At 65.3% G+C, this 20546-nt stretch carries 14 protein-coding genes; 5 read left to right on the top strand and 9 right to left on the bottom strand.

All coding sequences use genetic code 11. The features are described from left to right. Positions 1 to 85: 85 nt before the first annotated feature. From fabI to AC1DJT_RS02505, 7 genes are all read right to left on the bottom strand, one after another. Entirely contained in the window at positions 86 to 862 is a 777-nt protein-coding gene (fabI, locus tag AC1DJT_RS02535) for an enoyl-ACP reductase FabI (protein WP_441506070.1), read from the bottom strand. A gap of 4 nt (positions 863 to 866) precedes the next feature. Then, a complete protein-coding gene (locus AC1DJT_RS02530) occupies positions 867 to 2051 on the bottom strand; it encodes an ABC transporter permease (RefSeq protein ID WP_441506071.1) in 1185 nt (394 codons plus the stop codon). A 1-nt stretch (position 2052) separates the two neighbouring features. Next, on the bottom strand, positions 2053 to 4791 hold the full coding sequence (gene rbbA, locus AC1DJT_RS02525) for a ribosome-associated ATPase/putative transporter RbbA (protein ID WP_476833466.1): 2739 nt from the start codon (positions 4789 to 4791) through the stop codon (positions 2053 to 2055). Next, entirely contained in the window at positions 4791 to 5837 is a 1047-nt protein-coding gene (locus AC1DJT_RS02520) for an HlyD family secretion protein (RefSeq protein ID WP_441490077.1), read from the bottom strand. The genes rbbA and AC1DJT_RS02520 overlap by 1 nt, the downstream gene beginning before the upstream one ends. Positions 5838 to 5899: 62 nt before the next feature. Beyond that, entirely contained in the window at positions 5900 to 7114 is a 1215-nt protein-coding gene (locus AC1DJT_RS02515) for an acetate/propionate family kinase (RefSeq protein WP_441506073.1), read from the bottom strand. Positions 7115 to 7117: 3 nt separating this feature from the next. Continuing rightward, entirely contained in the window at positions 7118 to 8092 is a 975-nt protein-coding gene (locus AC1DJT_RS02510) for a phosphate acetyltransferase (protein WP_441506074.1), read from the bottom strand. A gap of 8 nt (positions 8093 to 8100) precedes the next feature. After that, positions 8101 to 10401: a DUF3141 domain-containing protein gene (locus AC1DJT_RS02505; protein WP_441506075.1), complete on the bottom strand. Its 2301-nt coding sequence runs from the start codon at positions 10399 to 10401 to the stop codon at positions 8101 to 8103. A 253-nt stretch (positions 10402 to 10654) separates the two neighbouring features. Between AC1DJT_RS02505 and AC1DJT_RS02500 the strand changes: the two genes are divergently transcribed. Continuing rightward, the gene (locus AC1DJT_RS02500; protein ID WP_441506076.1) at positions 10655 to 11236 is read left to right on the top strand and encodes a hypothetical protein; all 582 of its coding nucleotides are present in this window, start codon (positions 10655 to 10657) and stop codon (positions 11234 to 11236) included. Positions 11237 to 11417: 181 nt separating this feature from the next. Here the strand turns inward: AC1DJT_RS02500 and AC1DJT_RS02495 are convergent, their stop codons facing one another. Next, the gene (locus AC1DJT_RS02495; RefSeq protein ID WP_476833465.1) at positions 11418 to 13409 is read right to left on the bottom strand and encodes an acetyl/propionyl/methylcrotonyl-CoA carboxylase subunit alpha; all 1992 of its coding nucleotides are present in this window, start codon (positions 13407 to 13409) and stop codon (positions 11418 to 11420) included. Between the two features lie 8 nt (positions 13410 to 13417). Next, on the bottom strand, positions 13418 to 15001 hold the full coding sequence (locus AC1DJT_RS02490; RefSeq protein ID WP_476833464.1) for an acyl-CoA carboxylase subunit beta: 1584 nt from the start codon (positions 14999 to 15001) through the stop codon (positions 13418 to 13420). Between the two features lie 106 nt (positions 15002 to 15107). On the opposite strand from AC1DJT_RS02490, the gene AC1DJT_RS02485 reads away from it, so the two are divergent. From AC1DJT_RS02485 to AC1DJT_RS02470, 4 genes are all read left to right on the top strand, one after another. Next, a complete protein-coding gene (locus tag AC1DJT_RS02485) occupies positions 15108 to 16295 on the top strand; it encodes an acyl-CoA dehydrogenase family protein (protein WP_476833463.1) in 1188 nt (395 codons plus the stop codon). After that, complete coding sequence (locus AC1DJT_RS02480) at positions 16292 to 16915, top strand: TetR/AcrR family transcriptional regulator (RefSeq protein WP_441506079.1); 624 nt, start codon at positions 16292 to 16294, stop codon at positions 16913 to 16915. The genes AC1DJT_RS02485 and AC1DJT_RS02480 overlap by 4 nt, the downstream gene beginning before the upstream one ends. A 68-nt stretch (positions 16916 to 16983) precedes the next feature. After that, entirely contained in the window at positions 16984 to 19320 is a 2337-nt protein-coding gene (locus AC1DJT_RS02475; protein ID WP_476769003.1) for a putative bifunctional diguanylate cyclase/phosphodiesterase, read from the top strand. Positions 19321 to 19411: 91 nt separating this feature from the next. Then, a complete protein-coding gene (locus AC1DJT_RS02470; RefSeq protein WP_441506081.1) occupies positions 19412 to 20455 on the top strand; it encodes a histone deacetylase family protein in 1044 nt (347 codons plus the stop codon). Positions 20456 to 20546 lie beyond the last annotated feature (91 nt).

Below are 20546 nucleotides of genomic sequence, written 5' to 3'. Positions count from 1 at the left end.
GCTCGAAAAGTGGATGACGGTTTTCGGGAGGGCCGATGCAAACGCAGAAGATCACCGGCCGGGATACGATGTCCGGTCCGATGACCTAACCCATGATGTGATAGCCGGCATCGACATAGATCGTGTTGCCGGTCATGCCGGTGGCGGCATCGCTGATCAGGAAAGCGGCGACCTGCCCGACCTCGTCGATGGTGACGACGCGCCCTTGCGGAGCCCGCGCCGCGGCTTGGGACAGAAGCTCGTCGAAACCGGCGATGCCGCCGGCGGCGCGTGTCTTCAACGGGCCCGGCGAGAGCGCGTGCAGGCGGATGCCCTTCTGGCCGAGTTCATGGGCGAGATAGCGGGTCGTGCTCTCGAGCGCAGCCTTCACCGGTCCCATGATGTTGTAATTGTCGAGCACCTTCTCGGCGCCGTAATAGCTCATGGTCAGGATCGCGCCGCCCGCGCTCATCAGCGGCTCGGCCTTGCGGGCCATTTCGATCAGCGAATAGCAGGAGACGCGCATTGCCTGCTCGAAGCCGTCCCGCGTCACATCGACGACCCGGCCATGCAGGTCGTCGCGCGGTGCAAACGCGATCGAGTGGATGACGAAGTCGAGCTTGCCCCAGCGCCTTGTGATTTCCTCGAACACGGCGTCGAGCTGCCCGGGCATCTCGACATCGAGCGGCATGATGATCGGGCTGCCGAGTTCCTCCGCGAGCGGGCGCACCCATTTCTCGGCCTTGGCGTTCAGATAGGTTATGGCCAGCTCCGCGCCGAGCCGGTGCAGGACCCTGCCGCATCCGAAGGCGATGCTGTCCTCGTTGGCGATGCCGACGATCAGGCCCTTCTTGCCGCGGACGATGTCGTCGATCGTGCCCATCTGGCTAGTCTCCGAAGATCACGCGGCGGAAACGGCTGAGCGCATAGGTGAAGTATACACTGCCGATGACGACGAGCGCGACGAGCTGCAGCCAGACCACGGAGAGGCCCGCGCCGCGATAGAGCACGGCCTGCGAGAACCCCACGAAATGCGGTGTCGGACTGATGATCTGCATCACATATTGCAGCCAGACGGGCATGCTCTCCATCGGCGTGCTGGAACCCGACAGGAGCTGCATGATCACCAGGATCGGAATGGCGAGCAGCCCGAACTGGCCCATCGAGGTGGCGAGCGTGCCGAGCATGATGCCGAGCGCCGCGACCGTGAAGGCGTAGAGCGCCGCACCCGCCAGGAAGAGCGTCAGCGAGCCGGCGATCGGCACCTGCAGCCACCATTGCACGACGACCGCGAGCGACAGCCCGGCCGCGACCAGGATGACGAGCCCGTTGGCGATGATCTTCGCCAGCATGATCTCGGCCGGCACGACCGGCATCACCAGCAGATGCTCGACCGTGCCCTGTTCGCGTTCGCGGATCAGCGCCGCGCCGGTCAGGATCACTGTCAGCAACGTGACATTGTTGATCACCTGCATCACCGAGGTGAACCAGGCCGAATTCAGGTTCGGATTGAACTTGGAGCGGATGACGACATTGATGGGGGCGCTGGTCACGGTTTCCCGGCCGGCCAGGAAATTCGTCACCTCTTGCGCGATGATCGACTGGATATAGACCGAGCCGTTTCCGGCCTGGGTCATCGCGGTGGCATCGACATTGAGCTGCACGGATGCCCGCCGGCCGGAGAGAAGATCGGCCTGGAAGGAGGGCGGGATTTCCAGCACGAAGACCAGCCGGCCGTGATCCATCTCCTCGTCGATGTCGCGTGCGCTGATCGTCAGCGCGCTCTTGAACAGCGGTGGGTTCAGTGCGTTCTGGATCTGGCGCGAGAGATCGGAGCGGTCCTCGTCGACAATGCCGACGGTCAGGTTCTTCGCCTCGGTCGAGGCACCGGTCGCCACCGTGTAGACGGCGATGCTGAAAGCATAGACCACGAGGATGAGCATGACAGGGTCAGCCCGAATGCTGCGCAGTTCCTTGATGACGAGCTGGTAGATATTGGCCAGATGCAGCCGAAGGCCCGTTGGCCCTTGCTGCGCTGGTTCCGTCGTGGCGCTGGTTCTCTCCGGCGACATCTCAGAGCTCCTGTTTGCGCAGGAGAAGCTGCGAGACGACGAGGAAAAGGACTGCGAAGCCAGCGAGCATGATGAGGTTGAACGACAGGTCGTCGAACCCCAGGCCCTTTGTGAAGGCGCCGACGCTGACCGGCTGATACCAGGCCGTCGGGAAGCCGAGCCCGATCATCCGTGCTCCGCCCGACAGCGAGGCGACCGGAACGAGCAGGCCCGAGAAGTTCACTGCCGGTATGATCGACAGGATCGCGGTGGCGAATACGGCGGAGACCTGTGTCCTGGTGAAGGTCGAGATCAACTGGCCGAAGCCCGTCGTCGCGATCACGTAGAGCAGGGTGCCGAGCACCAGCATCGCGATCGAGCCCTTGATCGGCACCCCGAAGAGGATGATCGCAAGCAGCACCAGCAGCACGAAGCTGATCATCGCGATCGCGATATAGGGCAGCTGCTTGCCGAACAGGAACTCGAACTTGGTGATAGGCGTCGACTGGAAATTGGCGATCGAGCCGGTCTCCTTCTCCCTCACCACCGCAATGGCGGACATGACGGCCGGGATCAGGATCAGCATCAGCATGATCACGCTCGGCACCATCGCATTGACGCTCTTGAAGGCCTGGTTGTAGCGGAAACGGGTCTCGACATTGACGAGACTGGCCGCGCTCGTGCCGGCACTGTTCTGGGCGAGCCATTCCTTGGCGTATTGCGCGGCAAGCCCGGTGACGTAGCCCTTCGTCGTCTCGGCGCGGAACGGCATGGCGCCGTCGAGCCAGACCGCGACCTCCGGCTTCCTGCCGGATTGCAGGTCGCGCCCGAAGCCGGGCGGGATCTCGATCGCGAGCTGCAACTCGCCGTTCCTCAGCCGCTGGTCGAGCTCTTCGGCCGTCCTGATCGGCGCACGCTCGTCGAAATAGCGCGAGCCGGAAAAGGCCTCGATCAGCTGGCGGCTTTCGGGGGTATTATCCTGGTCGAGCGCCGAGAAGCGCAGGTTCTCGACATCAAAGGAAATGCCGAAGCCGAAGGCGATCATCAGGACGAGCGGGCCCAGGAAGGCGAAGGCGAGCCGGATCGGATCGCGCAGCAGCTCCATCGTCTCGCGCCGCGAATAGGCCCAGAGCCGCTTCGGGTCGAAGCGGCGCGGGGCCCGGATGGGTTCCGGTGRCGGGAGTACCGCGTTCGGGTCAGGCGCCTCCGATTTCGCTTCGCGATCGATCCCTGCGGCCTCGGCGAGATAGTCGACGAAGGTGTCCTCCAGCGAGGAGCTTCCACGTTCCCTGACCAGTTCCTCCGGTGTGCCGACTGCGAGCACCTTGCCGGCATGCATCAGGGAGATGCGGTCGCAGCGCTCGGCCTCGTTCATGAAATGCGTCGAGAGGAAAATCGTCACGCCGTCATCGCGCGAGAGATCGATCAGCGTGCGCCAGAAGGCGTCGCGCGCGATCGGGTCGACGCCGGAGGTCGGCTCATCGAGAATGAGCATGGCCGGCCGATGGAGTACGGCGACCGCAAGCTGCAGGCGCTGCTTGATGCCGAGGGGCAGGCTGTCGGGCCGAGAGTCCACCACATCCCTGAGGTCGAAGCGCTCGAGCAGCTCCGCGATGCGACCTTCGATCTCATCGTTCGGCAGGTGATAGAGCTTTGCGTGGAGTTCGAGATTCTGCCGGACCGTGAGTTCGGTATAGAGCGAGAAGGCCTGCGACATGTAGCCGACATTCCGGCGCGTCTCCATGTCGTTGGAGCCCATCGGCTTGCCGAACAGCTTGGCCCAGCCCTCGGTCGCCGGCAGCAGGCCGGTGAGCATCTTCATCGTCGTCGATTTGCCGCAGCCGTTCGAGCCGAGGAAGCCGAAGATCTCGCCGCGCTCGATCCGGAAGCTGACATGGTCGACGGCCGTGAAATCGCCGAAGCGTCGGGTCAATCCTTCGGCCTCGATCGCCGGCACGGCGCTGTCGCTGGCCGGGCGCGGGCGTACGATGACCTCCTGGTGCTGCGCCCGCTTCGCCTCCGGGAGCAGCGCGATGAAGGCGGCTTCCAGCGATGTCTGGCCTGTCTTCCCCAGGATCTCGGAGATCGGCCCCGAGGCGATCACCTTGCCGTCATCCATGGCGGCCAGCCAGTCGAAGCGTTCGGCCTCGTCCATATAGGCGGTGGCGACGATCACGCTCATTTGCGGCCGCCGGCCACGGATGGTGTTGATCAGGTCCCAGAACTGGCCGCGCGACAGCGGGTCGACACCGGTGGTCGGCTCGTCGAGGATGAGGAGGTCCGGGTCGTGGATCAGGGCGCAGCACAGGCTGAGTTTCTGCTTCATGCCACCCGACAGCTTGCCGGCCGGGCGGCCTTCGAACGGGTCGAGACCCGTCGCCTTCAGCAACTCGTCGATCCGCCGCCTGCGCTCAGCTTCGCCCTGGCCGAAGAGCCGGCCATGGAAGTCGATATTCTCGAAGACGCTCAGCGTCGGATAGAGATTGCGGCCTAGGCCCTGCGGCATATAGGCGATGCGGGCGCCCTGCTTCTCGCGATGGGCCTTGTCGGCCATGTCGCCACCGAAGACCGTGACATGTCCGGTCTGGATTTCCCTGACGCCGGCAATCAGGGCGAGCAACGCAGATTTGCCGACGCCGTCGGGACCGATCACCCCCACCATGCGGCGGGAGGGGAAGTCGATCGAGACATCGTCGAGCGCAACCGTTTTGCCGTACCGGTGCGAGACATGCTCGACCTTGGCAATGACGCCGTCGTTCATCAGGGGAGCTTCACGGTGAGATCTTCGGGCCACTGGATCGACGGGCTGGTCCGGACGAAGCCCATGCCGCGCACCCCTGTCTTGGCCTGGCGGTGATATTTCTTCAGGACGCGCGGATCGATCTGCAGCTTGACGCGGAACATCAGCTTCTCCCGCTCGTCGGCCGTCTCGACGCTCTTCGGCGTGAACTGGGCGTCCGCCGCGACGAAGCCGACATTGGCCGGGATGACATATTGGGGCAGCGGATCGACGGTGATCCGGGCCTCGTCGCCAAGGGCGAGCAGCCCGGCCTGTGCGGCCGGGAGATAGATCGTCATGTAGACATCGCTGAGATCGAGCAGCGTCAGGATGCGCGCGCCTGCGCCGACGACCTCGCCCGCGCGTGCGAGCTGGTACTGAACCCGGCCGCTGCGGGGCGCGACGAGCGTCATGTCGACGAGAACCGCCTCGATGCGGTCGACCTCGGCTTCGGCGCTCTTGATCGCGAACTGCGCCTGGTCGCGCTGGGCCTCGGCTGCGACGAGCGCGGCCTTGGCGGTATCCGCCTTGGCGACGCGCTGGTCGAAGGTCTGCCTGGTCAGATAGCCCTTGTCGACGAGCTGCTGGCCACGCTCCAGCTCAGCCTGGCTGAGGGTGATCTCGCTCTTGCGCTGGACGATCAGCGCATTGGCTTCCGCCAGCCCATGCTTGGCCTTGAGAACCTGGGATTGGGCGCCGCGAAGCTGGGCTTCGTATTCCGGCGACGAAATGCGCGCGACCACTTGCCCGGCGGTGACGTCGTCGCCTTCATTGACGAGCACTTGCGACAGGCGGCCGGCATATTTGGCGGAGATATCGATCTGCGTCGCCTCGATACGGCCGTTCGACTTGGCAATCCCGCTGGGCATCGAGCCGCTGCGCAAGCGCTGGAGGAACGCCTGGATCTTCGACTGGGCCTGGGCCGGCGCCGTGATCGAGAGGTCGCGCGAGACCGGGGCGAGCACGCTGCCGACGGTCAGGAGCGCCACCGCCAGGGCTGTCGCTGCGGGTAGACGGACCACTATCATCATCACTCTCCGAGCTCGGCGGTTGCGCTTGCGGCGAGAAYCGGCTGCTTCCTGATCCTGTGTTATGACCGCGCGGGCTCTCGCGCAGCCACTCCGGTGCTCCGAAGCAGCCGCAGCGTATGCTGCGCGATCATGCGTTCCTCGTCCGTCGCGACGACGAAAATCTGCGTCCGGCTGCCTTCGGCATCGATGCGCCTGTCATTGCGCCGGTTGGCCTCGGCCTTGAGCGACAGTCCTGCCCAGTGCAGGCGATCAACCACGTTCTGTCTGACCTGCCAGGCGTTCTCGCCGACGCCGGCCGTGAAGACGATGCCGTCGAGCCCACCGAGCGTGACCGACAGGCTGGCGATGGCTTGCGCGACGCGGAGGCTGAAGAAGTCGATCGCCATTGCGGCCTCGGGCCTCTCGCTCTCCTGCAGTTCGCGCACATCGTTGCTGATGCCGGACAGCCCGAGCAGGCCGCTTTCGTGATAGAGCATCTGGCCGACTGCGGCCGGGCTCATGCCCTTCTGCTCGATCAGATGCAGGACGACACCGGGATCGAGCGAACCCGAGCGCGTTCCCATCGGCAGTCCGTCCAGCGCGGTGAAGCCCATCGTCGTCTCGATGCTGCGGCCGCCCTGCAAGGCGCAGACGGAAGCCCCGGAGCCGAGATGGGCGATGATCACCCGCTTGTCTGCAATCTCCGGTGCGATGCCGTACAGCGCCTTCGAAACATATTCATAGGACAGGCCATGGAAGCCGTAGCGCCGGACGCCCTCGTCATAGAGCGCACGCGGCAGGGCGAAACGGTCTGAGAGTTCGGGATGGCCGCGATGGAAGGCCGTGTCGAAGCAGGCGACCTGCGGCAGGTCGGGCCGGCGTTGGCGCAGCACGCGGATCGGGTCGAGATTGCTGAGCTGATGCAGTGGCGCGAGCGGGATGAAGGTTTCGAGCGTCTTCATTACCGCGTCGTCGACCAGCACCGGTGCCGAATAGACCGGGCCGCCATGGACGACGCGATGGCCGATGCCGATGATGGCCATGTCCCGGATCTCGCCGACGACCCAGTCGGCAACGACCTGTTGCGCCTGCGCCGAGTTCGCAACCTCCGCGACGGTGAAGCTGCGCTCGATCAGCGACGTTCCGTCATGGCTCTTTGCCTTGAGCCGCGGACGGGTTCCGATCCCGTCCACKGCGCCGCCGAACATCAGCTCGATATCGTCGCCTGCGACGCAGTAGAGCTTGAACTTGATGCTCGAGCTGCCGGCATTGACGACGAACAGGACCTCGGTCACCGGCTAGGCTCCGATTGGCTTGGCCTGCAGCAACGCATGGGCATAGAGCCCGGCAACGGCGCAGGAGGCGAGGCGGGTCCGGACATTGTCGGCGCGGCTGGTCAGAATGATCGGCACGCGCGCGCCGAGTACGATGCCTGCGGCATCGGCCCCGGACAGGAAGGTCAGGTTCTTCGCCAGCATGTTGCCGGCTTCGAGGTCGGGCACCACCAGGATCTGCGCTCGGCCTGCTACCGGCGAGACGATGCCCTTGATGCTGGCCGCCTCCGGGCTGATCGCATTGTCCAGCGCCAGTGGCCCATCGAGCAGGCCTCCGGTGATCTGGCCGCGATCGGCCATTTTGCAGAGCGCTGCCGCCTCGATCGTGCTGGGGATCTTGGTGGTCACGGTCTCCACGGCCGAGAGGATCGCGACCCTCGGGGCTCCCAGGCCGAGCCCGACATGCAGATCGATGGCGTTCTGGATGATGTCGCGCTTGGCTTCGAGGTCAGGAAAGATGTTCACGGCCGCGTCGGTGATGAAGAGCGGCTCGGCATAGGACGGCACGTCCATGATGAAGACATGGCTGATACGCCGGCCGGTGCGCAGGCCTGTCTCCTTATTGGTTACCTCGGCGAGCAGCTCATCGCTATGCAGACTGCCCTTCATCAGGAGGGCCGCCTTGCCGCTGCGGACGAGTTCCACGGCCTTGGCCGCGGAAGCGACGCTATGCGGCGTATCGACGATCTCGAAGCCCGCGATGTCGAGCCCGGCAGCCTTGGCGGTCGCGATGATCCGGGCGGTGGGTCCAACGAGGATCGGTTTGATCAGACCCTGCGCTGCTGCGTCGAGCGCACCCCTGAGAGAGGACTCGTCGCAGGGATGCGCCACCGCCGTCATGACCGGCGCAAATTCGCGCGCCTTCGCGATCAGGCGCTCATATTTGTCGTGAGCATGACCTGATCGGGCGCTCGCGACAGCTTGGGAAGGCTGAGACATTCTGCGCTTCACTTCCGGGGCGATGAACTGCGGTGGGGCGCTGCCTTCGAGGCAGTGTCGAGGGCTGTCTCCTTGCGTGCAACCGACCGGCTCGCCAAGCGATGCAGATTGTCGGCGGTCGCACGCGTTTCGTGAACCGGCGACTGATCGGGAAACATCCGGCTGATCCGCTCGAAACGGACAAGCGCTTCGCCTTCGAGCGGCCCTGCAGCGGTCAGAATGTCGTGAAATTCCTCGAGCGATAGATGGGGGGTCTCGGTTTGCAACACCGTGGCGATCGCTGCGACCGCCGCTTCGCCGTCGAAGCGCAGCATGAAGAACTGTTCGCGGACGTTGAGCTTGAACTGCTGGAGCGTCATGCCGTCGAGCTTTTGATGCTTGCTGTGCAGGCGACGCAGTACGGCAAAGATCCGTTCGTCGATGCCGCCGCGTGCCGCTAGGACGTACATCACCGCACGCAGGATCGCGATCTTTGCGCTGACGCGTCCGACCCGTTGGGCCAGGTCGGAACGGCCTGCTTCGAGCGCCGCGACGCCGCGGTCGCGATCCGCTGGCCACGGGCGCGCCGTCTCGTCGGTGACGCCGAGCGCCGCCTGCAAGGCAGGCGCGCCGTAAATCTGTTTGAAGACGAGTTCGGTCGTGGAATCCCGGATGTCGCGGAACAGGTCGAGCGAGGCGACGATGTTCTGCGAGATGATCTCCTGCCAGGCCAGGAATGGATTGTCCTGGGCCGCGGGGCGGCGGTGTTCCCGAACGAGTTCCGCCCAGCCGCTGACGCCGCGCATGAAGGGGTTGTTGTGCGAAAAGATCTCGAACTGTGAGCGCAGCGGATTGAGCCGGCGTTCCAGCTCTGCAGCGGGCGCCGTGGCGGCAGCCTGCACGAATGGGCGCAGCCAGGTCTTGTAGAAACTGGCATTGATCTCGGAGACCTTGGCGACTGTCGCGAACCGACGGTCATCCTCCGCCGTGTTCAGTCCCAGGGCCCGAATGTCGTCGAGGCTGCGCGCCTCGAAGCGCAGGATATTGTCGCCGGTCACAAGATCGGCGTAGTCTTGGCCGGGCTCGCGCGGTGTGATCACCGCCTCCCACAGCCCGGGTGGCAGGATGTCGATCAGATCCATGTTCTCCGTGAGCTCGGTATGCTCCTTCTTCGCCACGGAGCTTGAAACGAAGACGCCGAGATGTCCGGCCTGCGGGTGGATGGAGTAGACGATCGTCTGCTCGGCTGCGATCAGCGCGAGGTCGCTTCCATAGAGATCGGTGATCCAGCCGAGTGCCTGCTGCGGCGGCGTGATGTTGTCGCCCCAGGAGCAGAACACGACGATCGGCGAGGCGACTTCGCGCAGGTCGATCCGCTTGCCGGAAGAGAGCGTCAGTTCCCCCTTGGTCAGCTTGTTGCCGACGAAGAGCTGTTCGACGATGAACTCGATCTCCTCTCGGTTGAGCAGCACATGCCCGCCCCACCATTTCTCAAAGGAGAGAAAGCGTTCGGCTTCGGTATCGACCTTCGACCAGACATCGTAGAGCTTGCTCCACCACGTATTGGCCGGGTTCAGCTTCTCGAAATTCTGAACGAGATAAGCGCCGTCGAAGATTCCGGCGCCGAGATCGCCGGTCAGCGAGGTGAGCCAGGAGCCGCCGAGCATGCCGCCGGAATAGCGCATCGGGTTGAGCCCATCCTTGCCGTTCCAATAAGCCAGCGGTGCGCCCGCGGCCATGATCGGCCCCATCAGCTCGGGCCGGGCGGCGGCGAGCCCGAGCACGGCCCAGCCGGCCTGGCAGTTTCCGATGACGCAAGGCTTGCCGGAGTAACCGGGATGACGCCTGGTGACGGCCTCGATGAAGGCAGCCTCGGCGCAGCCCACATCCTCGATCGTCTGGCCTCTCACCGGATCCGGCAGGAAGCCGATGAAATAGCAGGGATGTCCGGCAGCGAGCGCTGCGCCGATTTCGCTGTCGGGTTTCATGCCGCCAATGCCCGGACCATGGCCGGCACGCGGATCGACGACGATGAAGGGGCGTGAGGACTCGTCCGTGACGACGCCTTCGGGTGCAATGATCCGGACCAGGCCGTAATTGACCGGACGGGGCAGGCTACGGCCGCTCATGACGATCTCGAAGCCAAATCCGAGGACATTGGGAGCCGCCATCGCCAGATGGTCGAGGTAATTGTCGCCCCGCCGGCGCAACACATCGAGCATCAGCACGTTGCGCTGTGCGACGTCGACCAGATACGCGGCGAGGTCGGAGCCGGCATGGGCCATCGCAGCGGTCGCGCCAGGCGACGTCACGGAATATGCGCTCACCATATCGTTGTCCTCATATGGCCGGGGGGCCGATACGTCAGAAACTTCACGATGATCTTTCGCACTGCAATATCACCAGACTGAGACGCCCGCGCAACCTATGCAAGAGGGGCTTGTCATATGCGGCATTCGCCGGCGCGGGGAATTGACTTCAATCAAGTCGGCTCGCCGGCAGGATGTTCAGGATTCAATGCAATATCCTTAGCCGGAATATGGGGGTAGCTCTTGGCGCGATCATGGGAAATGGCGGTGACTGATGGCTGACAATGCAGCTCCGGGCTTGCGGAGTGCGAGCACGATTGAGTTGAGCCTGACCGATGGTGCACAGTTGTTCAACACGCTCGATCCGTTTCCCTTCCGCCAGCGCGACCTGTCGGGGGATGCCGAGCAGTACATCGTCGAATGGGCCGAGGAGCTGCCCAAGGATCGCGCCATTGAAATCCTCATCGACATCGCGGCGGACGGCGAATCCGGCGGCGCGGCGCCCGATCTTGCTGCGGCCATCGGCAATTGGTTCGACGGGCGTGCGCGATCTGAGACAAAGGCGATGCGGCAGCTGTTTCGGGACGGTCGCTTGGCCTTCCTGATCGGCCTCATCGTCCTGAGCGCCTGTCTCTTCATCGGCTGGTGGCTGTCGGAGCGTATCGAAGGCCCGTTCGCGCGCGTGCTTCAGGAGAGCTTCGTGATCATCGGCTGGGTCGTGATCTGGAGGCCGGCCGAGATGTTCCTCTACGACTGGYTGCCCATGCTTCGCCGGCGGACGCTCTATAGGCGCCTCGCCTCGGCACGGGTTACGGTGAGGAAGACGTCCGCGCCGACGAAGGCGGTGGGCACCTAGAGCATGCTGCGAAAGAGTGGCAACGGTTTTTCGCATTGAGAATGCTCTAAATTATGAGAGTCGATCGCACCGGATCCTGTCCGGTCCGAAGATCTAACTTTCGGTGTTTGCATCGGCTTTCCCGAGGGCCTCAATCCACTGTTCGGGCCGATACGCGAGGCGATCGGCACCGCGCTCGCGCTCAGACCGGCTCGATCGCGACCAGAATGTCGCCGGCTGCCACCGTCGATCCGGCCCTCGGACCGATCCGTTGAACCGTTCCGCCGGCGGGGCTCTTCAACTCCATGAAGAGCTTCATCGATTCCAGCACGGCCACGATCTGCCCGGCCTCGACGGTGTCGCCCGCGGCGACATGCAACGCCGCAAGTGTTCCTGGCATCGGTGCCCGCACGGTGCTGCCGGAATCGCCGCCCGCATCGCGGCGCGCTGCTGCGGCCTCGATCGCGAACGCGATCTCGATCCGGCCTTCGAAGCCGCCGAGGCGCAGGRGCAGACCCTGGGTGTCGCAGACGGCGTATGCCATCTGGCTCGCCCCGCTCATGGCCACCACCCACTCGGCGTCCGAGCCACCGCGACGGAGCGCGATATCATGTTGGCCACCGGCTGACGCGACGCGCAGGAAGCCATCATGGGTTTCGATAGTGAGCCGCGTCGCATCTGCGCCGGCTCCGATGGCCAGATGCGTCGTCGCCGGCCTTCCGGCAGGCGCGAGAAGGCGAAAACCCTTGAGCGCATGCCATGGCGTGCCGTCGGGCTCGGTCCCGCGCGCCGTGAGCCAGAGGGCCGCCGCCACCGCATTGAGCAGGTCCTGCGGCACGGCTTGCGGCTTCCAGCCTCCCGGGAAATTCTCGCTCAGGAACAGGGTTGTGGCCTCGCCCCTCGTGAAGCTCGGAGTTCTCAGGGCATCCGCCAGGAACGCACGGGTGGTCGCCGGCCCGAGCATCACCATCCCATCCAGCCCTCTGGCGAGCCGCTGGGCCGCGCTCGTGCGATCGGGCGCATGGGCGATGACCTTGGCGAGCAGGGAATCGTAATGCGGCGTGACCTCGCTGCCGGCTGCGATGCCGCTGTCGACGCGCGCCGCCTGCGGTTCCCGCCACAGCCTGATCACACCGGTATCGGGCCGGAAGCCGTGGTCCGCCCGCTCTGCCGTCAGCCTGGCTTCGATGGCGTGGCCCGAGCAGCGGATCTCGCCCTGGGCCAGCGGCAGGGGCTCGCCTGCCGCGATGCGGATCTGCCATTCCACCAGATCGAGCCCGGTGATCGCTTCGGTGACCGGGTGCTCGACCTGCAGTCGGGTGTTCATCTCGAGGAAGAACACCTCCTGCGTCACGGCATCGACAAGGAATTCGACGGTCCCGAGATTGTCGTAGGAAATCGCGCGCGACAACCTCAAGGCGTAGTCATGCAGGGCCGCGCGTGTCTCATCCCGCAGGTTCGGGGCTGGCGCTTCCTCGATCAGTTTCTGGTTGGAGCGCTGCACCGAGCAATCGCGCTCGAAGAGATGGACGATGGCGCCGTGCCTGTCGCCCGCGACCTGGACCTCGACATGGCGCGGGCGCGTCACGAATTTCTCGATCAGCAGGCGCCCGTCTMCGAATGCGGCTTGTGCCTCGCTGCCCGCCGCGGAGATGGCGGCATCGAGATCCTCCTCCCGTTCGACCTTGCGGATGCCCTTGCCGCCGCCACCGGCAGAGGCCTTGACCATGACAGGCAGACCGACGCGCAACGCCTCCCGCTTCAGCACGTCGCGGGACTGGTCGGCCCCGTCATATCCGGGCACGCCCGGCACGCCGGCCTCGCGCGCGATCTGCTTGGAGCGGATCTTGTCGCCCATGGCAGCGATGGCGGTGGCCGAAGGGCCGATGAAGGCGATGCCTGMCTTTTCGCAGGCGGCGATCAGGTCGAGCCGTTCCGAGAGAAAGCCATAGCCGGGATGGATCGCCTGCGCGCCTGTCGCCAGTGCAGCCTCGATGATCCGGTCGGCTCGCAGATAGCTGTCGCGCGCGGGGGCCGGGCCGATGGAAATGGCCTCGTCCGCGAGGCGCACATGCAGCGCGTCACGGTCCGCATCGGAATGGACTGCAATGGCGCGGATGCCGAGACGGCGGCAGGTCTTGATGATGCGGCAGGCGATCTCGCCGCGATTGGCAATCAGGATGCTCTCGAACATGGCGGCGGTCACATCCGGTAGACGGGGCGAGGGGAGGTGTCGCGCGCTTCGCCTGCGGCAAGCGAGAGACACAGGCCGAGCACGTCGCGCGTCTGCGCCGGCTCGATGATCCCGTCATCCCAGAGCCGTGCAGTCGCATAATACGGGTCGCTCTGCTCCTCGAACTGGGCCCGCGTCCTGCGATCGAGCTCGGCGATCGTTGCCTCGTCGGCCGCGCCCTTCAGGCTCTGGCGGCGCAGTTCCGTGACGACCGTGGCTGCAACCTCGGGGCTCATCGTGGCGATACGGGCATTCGGCCAGGAGAACAGGAAACGTGGCCGGAAGCCGCGCCCGCACATGCCGTAATTCCCGGCGCCATAGGAGCCGCCGATCAGCACGGTGTATTTGGGAACGCGCGCATTCGAGACGGCATAGACCAGCTTGGCGGAATGCTTGGCGATGCCCCCGCGTTCGGCTGCGGTGCCGACCATGAAGCCGGTGATGTTCTGCAGGAAGATCAGGGGGATCTGGCGCTGGTCGCAGAGCTCGATGAAATGGGCGCCCTTCAGCGCCGATTCTGAGAAGAGCACGCCATTATTGGCGATGATCCCGACGGGGTAACCGTGGATGCGGGCGAAGCCGGTGACGAGCGTTGCGCCATAATCGGGCTTGAAGACATTGAAGCTGCTGTCGTCGACGACGCKGGCGATCACCTCGCGCACGTCATAGGATCTGCGTAGGTCGGTCGGGACGATGTGCTCGAGTTCGGCCGCATCGAGCCGCGGTGGCACGGACGGGTAGGGCGCTGCGCCCAGCCTGCCGATTTCGCCGAGCGAGCCGACGATCTCGCGGAGCTTGGCGAGGCCCTCCATTTCCGTTTCGACCAGATGGTCGCTGACGCCCGAGACTTGGGTGTGCATCTCGGCCCCGCCCAGGGTCTCGCCATCGACGATCTCGTGGATCGCAGCCTTCACGATCGGAGGGCCGCCGAGATGGATGCGCCCRGTGCCCCTGACCATGATCACTTCGTCGGACAGCGCTGGAATATAAGCGCCGCCGGCGGTGCAGCCGCCGAAGACGAGCGAGATCTGGGGAATGCCGGCCGCCGACATCCGGCATTGGTTGTAGAAGGAACCGCCGAAATGGTCGCGGTCCGGAAAGACCCGGTCCTGTTCCGGCAGGAAGGCCCCGCCGCAATCGACCAGGTAGAGGCAGGGCAGGCGATGTTCCTCGGCAATCTCCTGCGCCCTGAGATGCTTGCGCACTGTCTCGGCGAAGAACGAGCCGCCCTTCACCGTCGCGTCATTGGCGATCAGCATGCAGGCACGGCCGGAGACGGTGCCGATGCCGGTGACGATGCCGGCGCCGGGCACCTCGTTGCCGTAGAGCCCCCAGGCTGCCAGCGGCGAGAGTTCGAGGAAGGGGGATTGGGCGTCGAGCAGCAGGTCGATGCGCTCGCGCACCATGATCTTGCCGCGCGTTTCGTGCCGCTCGCGCATTCTGGGGCCGCCGCCATTGGCGACGAGGGCATGGCGCTCGCGCAGGGTGGCGAGCATCTCGGTGAGAGGCGGGGGCACGTTTGCGCGCGCTTCGCTCGTGGAGCCTGCAGACATGGTTCCTCCCGCCTCGGCGCTCGCCCTTGATCTCGTTGATCAAGTCACCTACCGTCCGTTAGGTAGGCGACTTTGCGCCGAGAGGTCAAGCAGCGGGGAGAGTGCGATGACGGCGGTGGACAGACTGGGGCCCAGGACCGACGAAGAGCTGCGCCGCTCGCCTTACTTCACCGAGGAGCACGAGGCGCTGCGCGATCAATTGCGCCGCTTCGTCGAGACCGAGATCAAGCCGCATGCGCTCGCCTGGGAGGAGGCCGGTTTCGTGCCGCGGGAGGTGCTGCGTCGGATGGGCGAGCTCGGTTTCTTCGGCATCCGCTACCCCGCCGAATTCGGCGGCTCGGAGATGGATACGCTGGCGACCGTGATCCTGGCCGAGGAGCTTGGTCGCTCGACTTTCTCCGGCGTTGCTATCACCGCGTTGGTCCATACCGACATGGCCTCTGTCCATGTCTTCAATGCCGGCAGCAAGGCGCAGCATGACCGCTACATGCCGGACATCATCRCCGGCAAGACGATCTGCGCGGTGGCGGTGACCGAGCCTGACGCGGGTTCGGATGTGAAGGGCATCCGCACCACGGCACGGCGCGAGGGCGAAACCTATGTCCTGAACGGCGCCAAGATGTTCATCACCAACGGTGTCCATGCCGATCTCTACTGCGTCGCCGCCAAGACCGATCTCTCGGCCAGGCCCTCGCAATCGGTCTCGATCTTCCTGGTCGAGAAGGGAACGCCCGGTTTCCGGGTCTCACGCGCACTCGACAAACACGGCTGGCGCTCTTCCGACACCGCCGAGCTCGTCTTCGAGGACTGCCGCATCCCGGCCGCGAACCTGCTCGGCCAGGAGGGGCGCGGCTTCTACGCGATCATGCGCAACTTCCAGAATGAGCGCACGGTCATCGGCGCGATGGCGATGGGCGAGGCGCAGGCTGCGCTCGATCTCACGCTGGATTATGTCCGCACCCGCAAAGCMTTCGGGGCTCCACTCTGGGAAAAGCAGGCCATCCGCCAGAAGCTCGCCATGCTCTCCGCCAAGGTCGAGGCGGGGCGCCAGCTCGTCTATCACGCCGCCTGGCTCGACGCCCGTGGCGCTGAGGCAACGCGCGAGGTCTCTATGGTCAAGGCGTATTGCGGCGAACTGGTCAACGAGGTGATGTATGCCTGCCTGCAGTTCCATGGCGGCATGGGGTTCATGCGCGAAAGCGCCATTGAACGCCTGACGCGGGATGCGCGGGTCCAGTCGATTGGCGGCGGGGCCACCGAAGTCATGCTGGAAGAGGTGGCGAAGCGGTTGTGAGCATTCAGACGACGAAAGCGGAGCGCGGTGCCGTAGAAGGGGGCGCGCGCCGGCTGATCCTCGACACGGCTGCACGCCTGCTGCGCCAGGGTGGCTATCACCAGACCACCCTGCGCGAGATCGCCGAGGCGGTCGGTATCCGCAAGGCCAGCCTCTACTATCACTTCGCGTCGAAGGAGGAGATCGTCGAGGCCGTCGTCAATGACGGCGTTCGCTTCGTTCAGGAGGCGGTGGTTGCCGCTTTGCAGGGATCCGAGGGGGCCGAGCCACGTGCCCGGCTGGAATGCGCGATTCACGCACATCTGACGGCGCTGCATGGCCATGGCGATTACACCTCGGCGAGCATCAAGGCCTTTGCCTTCGGCGCGATGTCGGTGCCGGACAGCGTGCGCAGGGTTCGCCGCGCTTATGAGGACGTCTGGCGTCTCCTGATCGCCGAGCTTCAGGCCGCCGATGTGATCGCCGCAGAGCGTTCGCCGGAGGCGCTGCGCCTCTTCCTGCTCGGCGCCCTCAACGGCTCCACCGACTGGTACCGCCCCGGGCGCTTCGACATCCCGGAACTGGCACGCGAATTCGCCGCTCTGATTGCGCCGCGAGCCGGGCTTGCCACGCCCGATTGACGCATTGCGCTGCAACAAGTTCCGGCTGCCTTAACGCGGTTTTGACCTTCGCATCGTAACGATGCGGCATGCAACGCGACAGTTTGTTCCGATTTGGTGGAGAATTCCGCGATTCCGACCGGGAGGAGATCTTCCAGGCGGCCCGGTTGCCGGAGACCCTCCGGCAGTGCCGACTGATCTTCCTGATCTCGGCGCTGCTGAACACGTTCTTCCTCGTCAGCGACTGGCGCTTCTTCGGGACGCCGCATTTCCTCGTCGCGGTGTCAGCACGCCTCTCCGTCGTGGCGGTGTCGGTTCTCTGTGCGATCCTGATCCGCAGGGCTACCCGCTTCAAGCAGGCCGAGGCCGTGACCGTCCTGTGGGAGGTCGGCTGCGCCGTGGCGGTCGCCTTCCTGGTCAGCTCGCGCAGCGATCTGGCGCTTTTCGTCGTGTTGCTGCTGCCCTCCATCTTCTATCTGGTGGCGCCGATATCCTTCCGCTGGACCTTCATCCTCGGCGTCTGCACCAGCCTGCTCATGCTGCTCGGCTATCTCGGTTCGGGCCCCTATCCCAGCACCTTCGTCGGGCTGGTGCTCGTGCTGGCGATGCTGAACTTCGCGCTCGGCCTGGTCGTGATCCACGCCAACCGCCTGAGGCGGCTGGAATGGACTGCGACCCAATCAGAGCGGGCTGCAAAGGAGGAGCTCGACGAGAGCCGCGCCATGATCGAGCGCCTCTTCATGGCCGTGCCGATCCCGCTCGTCGTCGCATCGGTGGCGGATGGGCGCTTCGTGCGGGCCAATGACGCGGCGCTGCGCTTCTTCGGCAAGGGAGCGGGAGGCGATCTGCGCGAGGTGGCTGTGCCGGATGTCTTCGTCGATGCTGAAAGCCGGCGCAGCCTGACCCGGCAATTGCTTCGCGGCGCGCATGTCGGCGAGTTCGAGGCCGAGATCCGTGACGGATCCGGCACGAGCCGCGACGCATTGATCACCGCGACCTCTTTGTCGATGGGCCAGTCCTCGACGATCGTCGCCGGCATTGTCGACATCACCGAGCGCAAGGCCGCCGAAGCGCATGTTCGCTGGCAGGCGACGCATGACGCTCTGACGGGCCTGCCGAACCGCCTGCTCTTCCAGGAGCGTCTGCAGGAAGCCCTGGCGGATCTCGGCGATGGCGAGACCGTGAGCCTGTTCCTGGTCGATCTCGACGACTTCAAATCGGTCAACGACACGCTTGGGCACGATGCCGGAGATGCCCTGCTGAACGAAGCGGCCGCGCGCCTCCTGCGCCATACGGCCCCCGGAGATCTCGTCGCGCGACTGGGCGGCGACGAATTCGTGGTGCTCTCGACCGAGACGATGGACGTGCCCGAGGCTCAGGCCAAGGCGGAACGGCTGCTGACGGCGCTGCGTGGCCCGCTCAGCCATCTCGGACACGCGATTTCCTCTCGCGCCAGTCTCGGCATCGCGCTTGCGCCACAGCATGATAGCGCTCCGATCGAGCTGATGAAGGATGCCGATCTCGCGCTCTATCGCGCCAAGGCCTTGGGCCGGAACATGGCGGTGGTCTATGACAGCGGCATGCGCGAGGCGATGAACGCGCGCGTCGCCATTTGCCGCGAATTGGCCGAGGCGTTGGCGCAGGACCGCATCCTGCCCTTCTATCAGCCGCAGGTTTCACTGGTCACTGGCGCCATCGATGGCCTTGAGGCGCTGGCACGTTGGCGCCATCCGGAACGCGGGATCGTACCGGCAGCCGCGTTCGTCCATGGGTTGGAAGATCCGGAGACCGCTTCTGCGATCGGCGATGTCATCCTGCGCAAGGCGATTGCCGATCTGAGCAACTGGCTGGCAACGGGGATMACGGTCCCGCGGGTCTGGGTCAATCTCGCGCCAGCGGTGTTCCGCGATCCGCAGTTTTCGGAGAAGCTGCTGGCCCAGCTGGCAGAGGCGGGCGTCCCGACATCCTGCTTTGGCGTCGAAGTCACCGAGACGGTGCTCCTGGCCCGCGCGGCCGGGGATGCCGAGCGCGCGCTGAAGACGCTTCGCCAGCGCGGGGTCTCCGTCGCGCTGGACGATTTCGGCACCGGCTATGCGTCGCTGACCCATCTCAGGCGCTTCCCCGTCGATGTCATCAAGATTGATCGCGGATTTGTCCGCCATCTCGACGAGGGTGGGGAGGATGCTGCCATCGTGCGCGCGATCATCAACCTCGCGGCCGACCTGAAGCTGGATCTGATCGCGGAGGGCGTCGAGACACGGAAGCAGGAGGCCTTCCTGCGCCAGTGCGGCTGCAGCTTCGCGCAAGGCTATCGCTATTCCCGTCCGGTCCCGGCGCATCGGGTGCCGTGGCTGAGCCAGCAGTCAGGCTTGCAGCCGGCCGAACCCGCCATGGATGCAGACCGGGGCGGCGTGGCTGCGGCCTGACCACGCGCCCGGCGCTTGCTAAGCATGTCATTGCAAGCTCGCGCACCGTCGAGGGGATGGTGCAGATCAACAATCCGAGGACCGTTTCCGCATGCGCGCCTTCTATCACCCGGACCAGTCGCTTCACGATCCGCAGCAATACATGCGCTTCGGCCGCGTTGTCGCGCCGAAGGATCTGCCGGAACGCACGGAGCAATTGCTGGGCGCGCTCGCCCGCCATGGCATCACGCCGGAGCGCCCCGGCGCTCACGGCGTCGACCCGATCCTGGCCGTGCACAGCGAGGAATTCGTCCGCTTCCTCGAGACGCTGTGGGAGCGCTGGGTCCAACTGCCAGAGCGTGGCCCCGAAGCGTGGCCCAACACTTTCCCCTATTGGAGCGGCAGGGTCGATGAGGACATGCGTTCGCCTTGTCGGCCAACCGGCCTGATGGGCCAGCTCGGCTGGTTCCTCGGCGATCTCTCCGTGCCGGTCGGCGAGCACTGCTGGACCTCGACACTGCGCTCGGCCGAGACGGCGGTCTCAGGTGCTGACGCCATCCTGGCCGGCGAGCACGCGGTCTATGCGCTTTGCCGCCCGTCCGGCCACCATGCCCGTGCCGATCGCGCCACCGGTTTCTGCTACATCAACAATACGGCGGTTGCGGCCCAGCGCCTGCGCTCCAAGTTCGGCAAGGTCGCGATCCTTGATGTCGATGCGCATCATGGCGACGGCACGCAGCAGATCTTCTACCGCCGCTCGGATGTGCTGACGATCTCGGTCCATGCCGACCCGGTGAACTATTATCCCTTCTTCACCGGGTATGCGGACGAGCGCGGCAACGGTGCGGGCGAGGGCTTCAATATCAACCTGCCGCTCGCCCATGGCGCGGGCGGCGCCGAAATGGAAGCCGCCGTCGATCGTGCCGGCAAGGCCATCCGTGACTTCGGCGCCGAGGCGCTGGTCATCGCGCTCGGCTATGACGCGCACAAGGACGACCCGATCGGTGTGCTCAAGCTCGAGGCTTGCGATTTCGGAACGATCGGGCGGCAGGTGAAGGCCATGGGATTGCCGACCCTGGTGGTGCAGGAAGGGGGCTATGCGATCGAGGCGATCGGCGGCTGCCTCGACGGCTTCCTGACCGGCTTTGGCGCCTGAAGACGGCGCCCTCGTGATGTCCGGCCCTGGGCCGGGCATCACGCCTTGAAGCCACAATCGATCAACGAGGGCGCGGAGGCCGGGGCAAGCC

The sequence above is a fragment of the Allobosea sp. 05T422_2 genome, assembly GCF_056396265.1.
The sequence above is the reverse complement of the archived record's forward strand: the minus strand, read 5'-3'. Positions and strand labels throughout refer to the sequence as shown.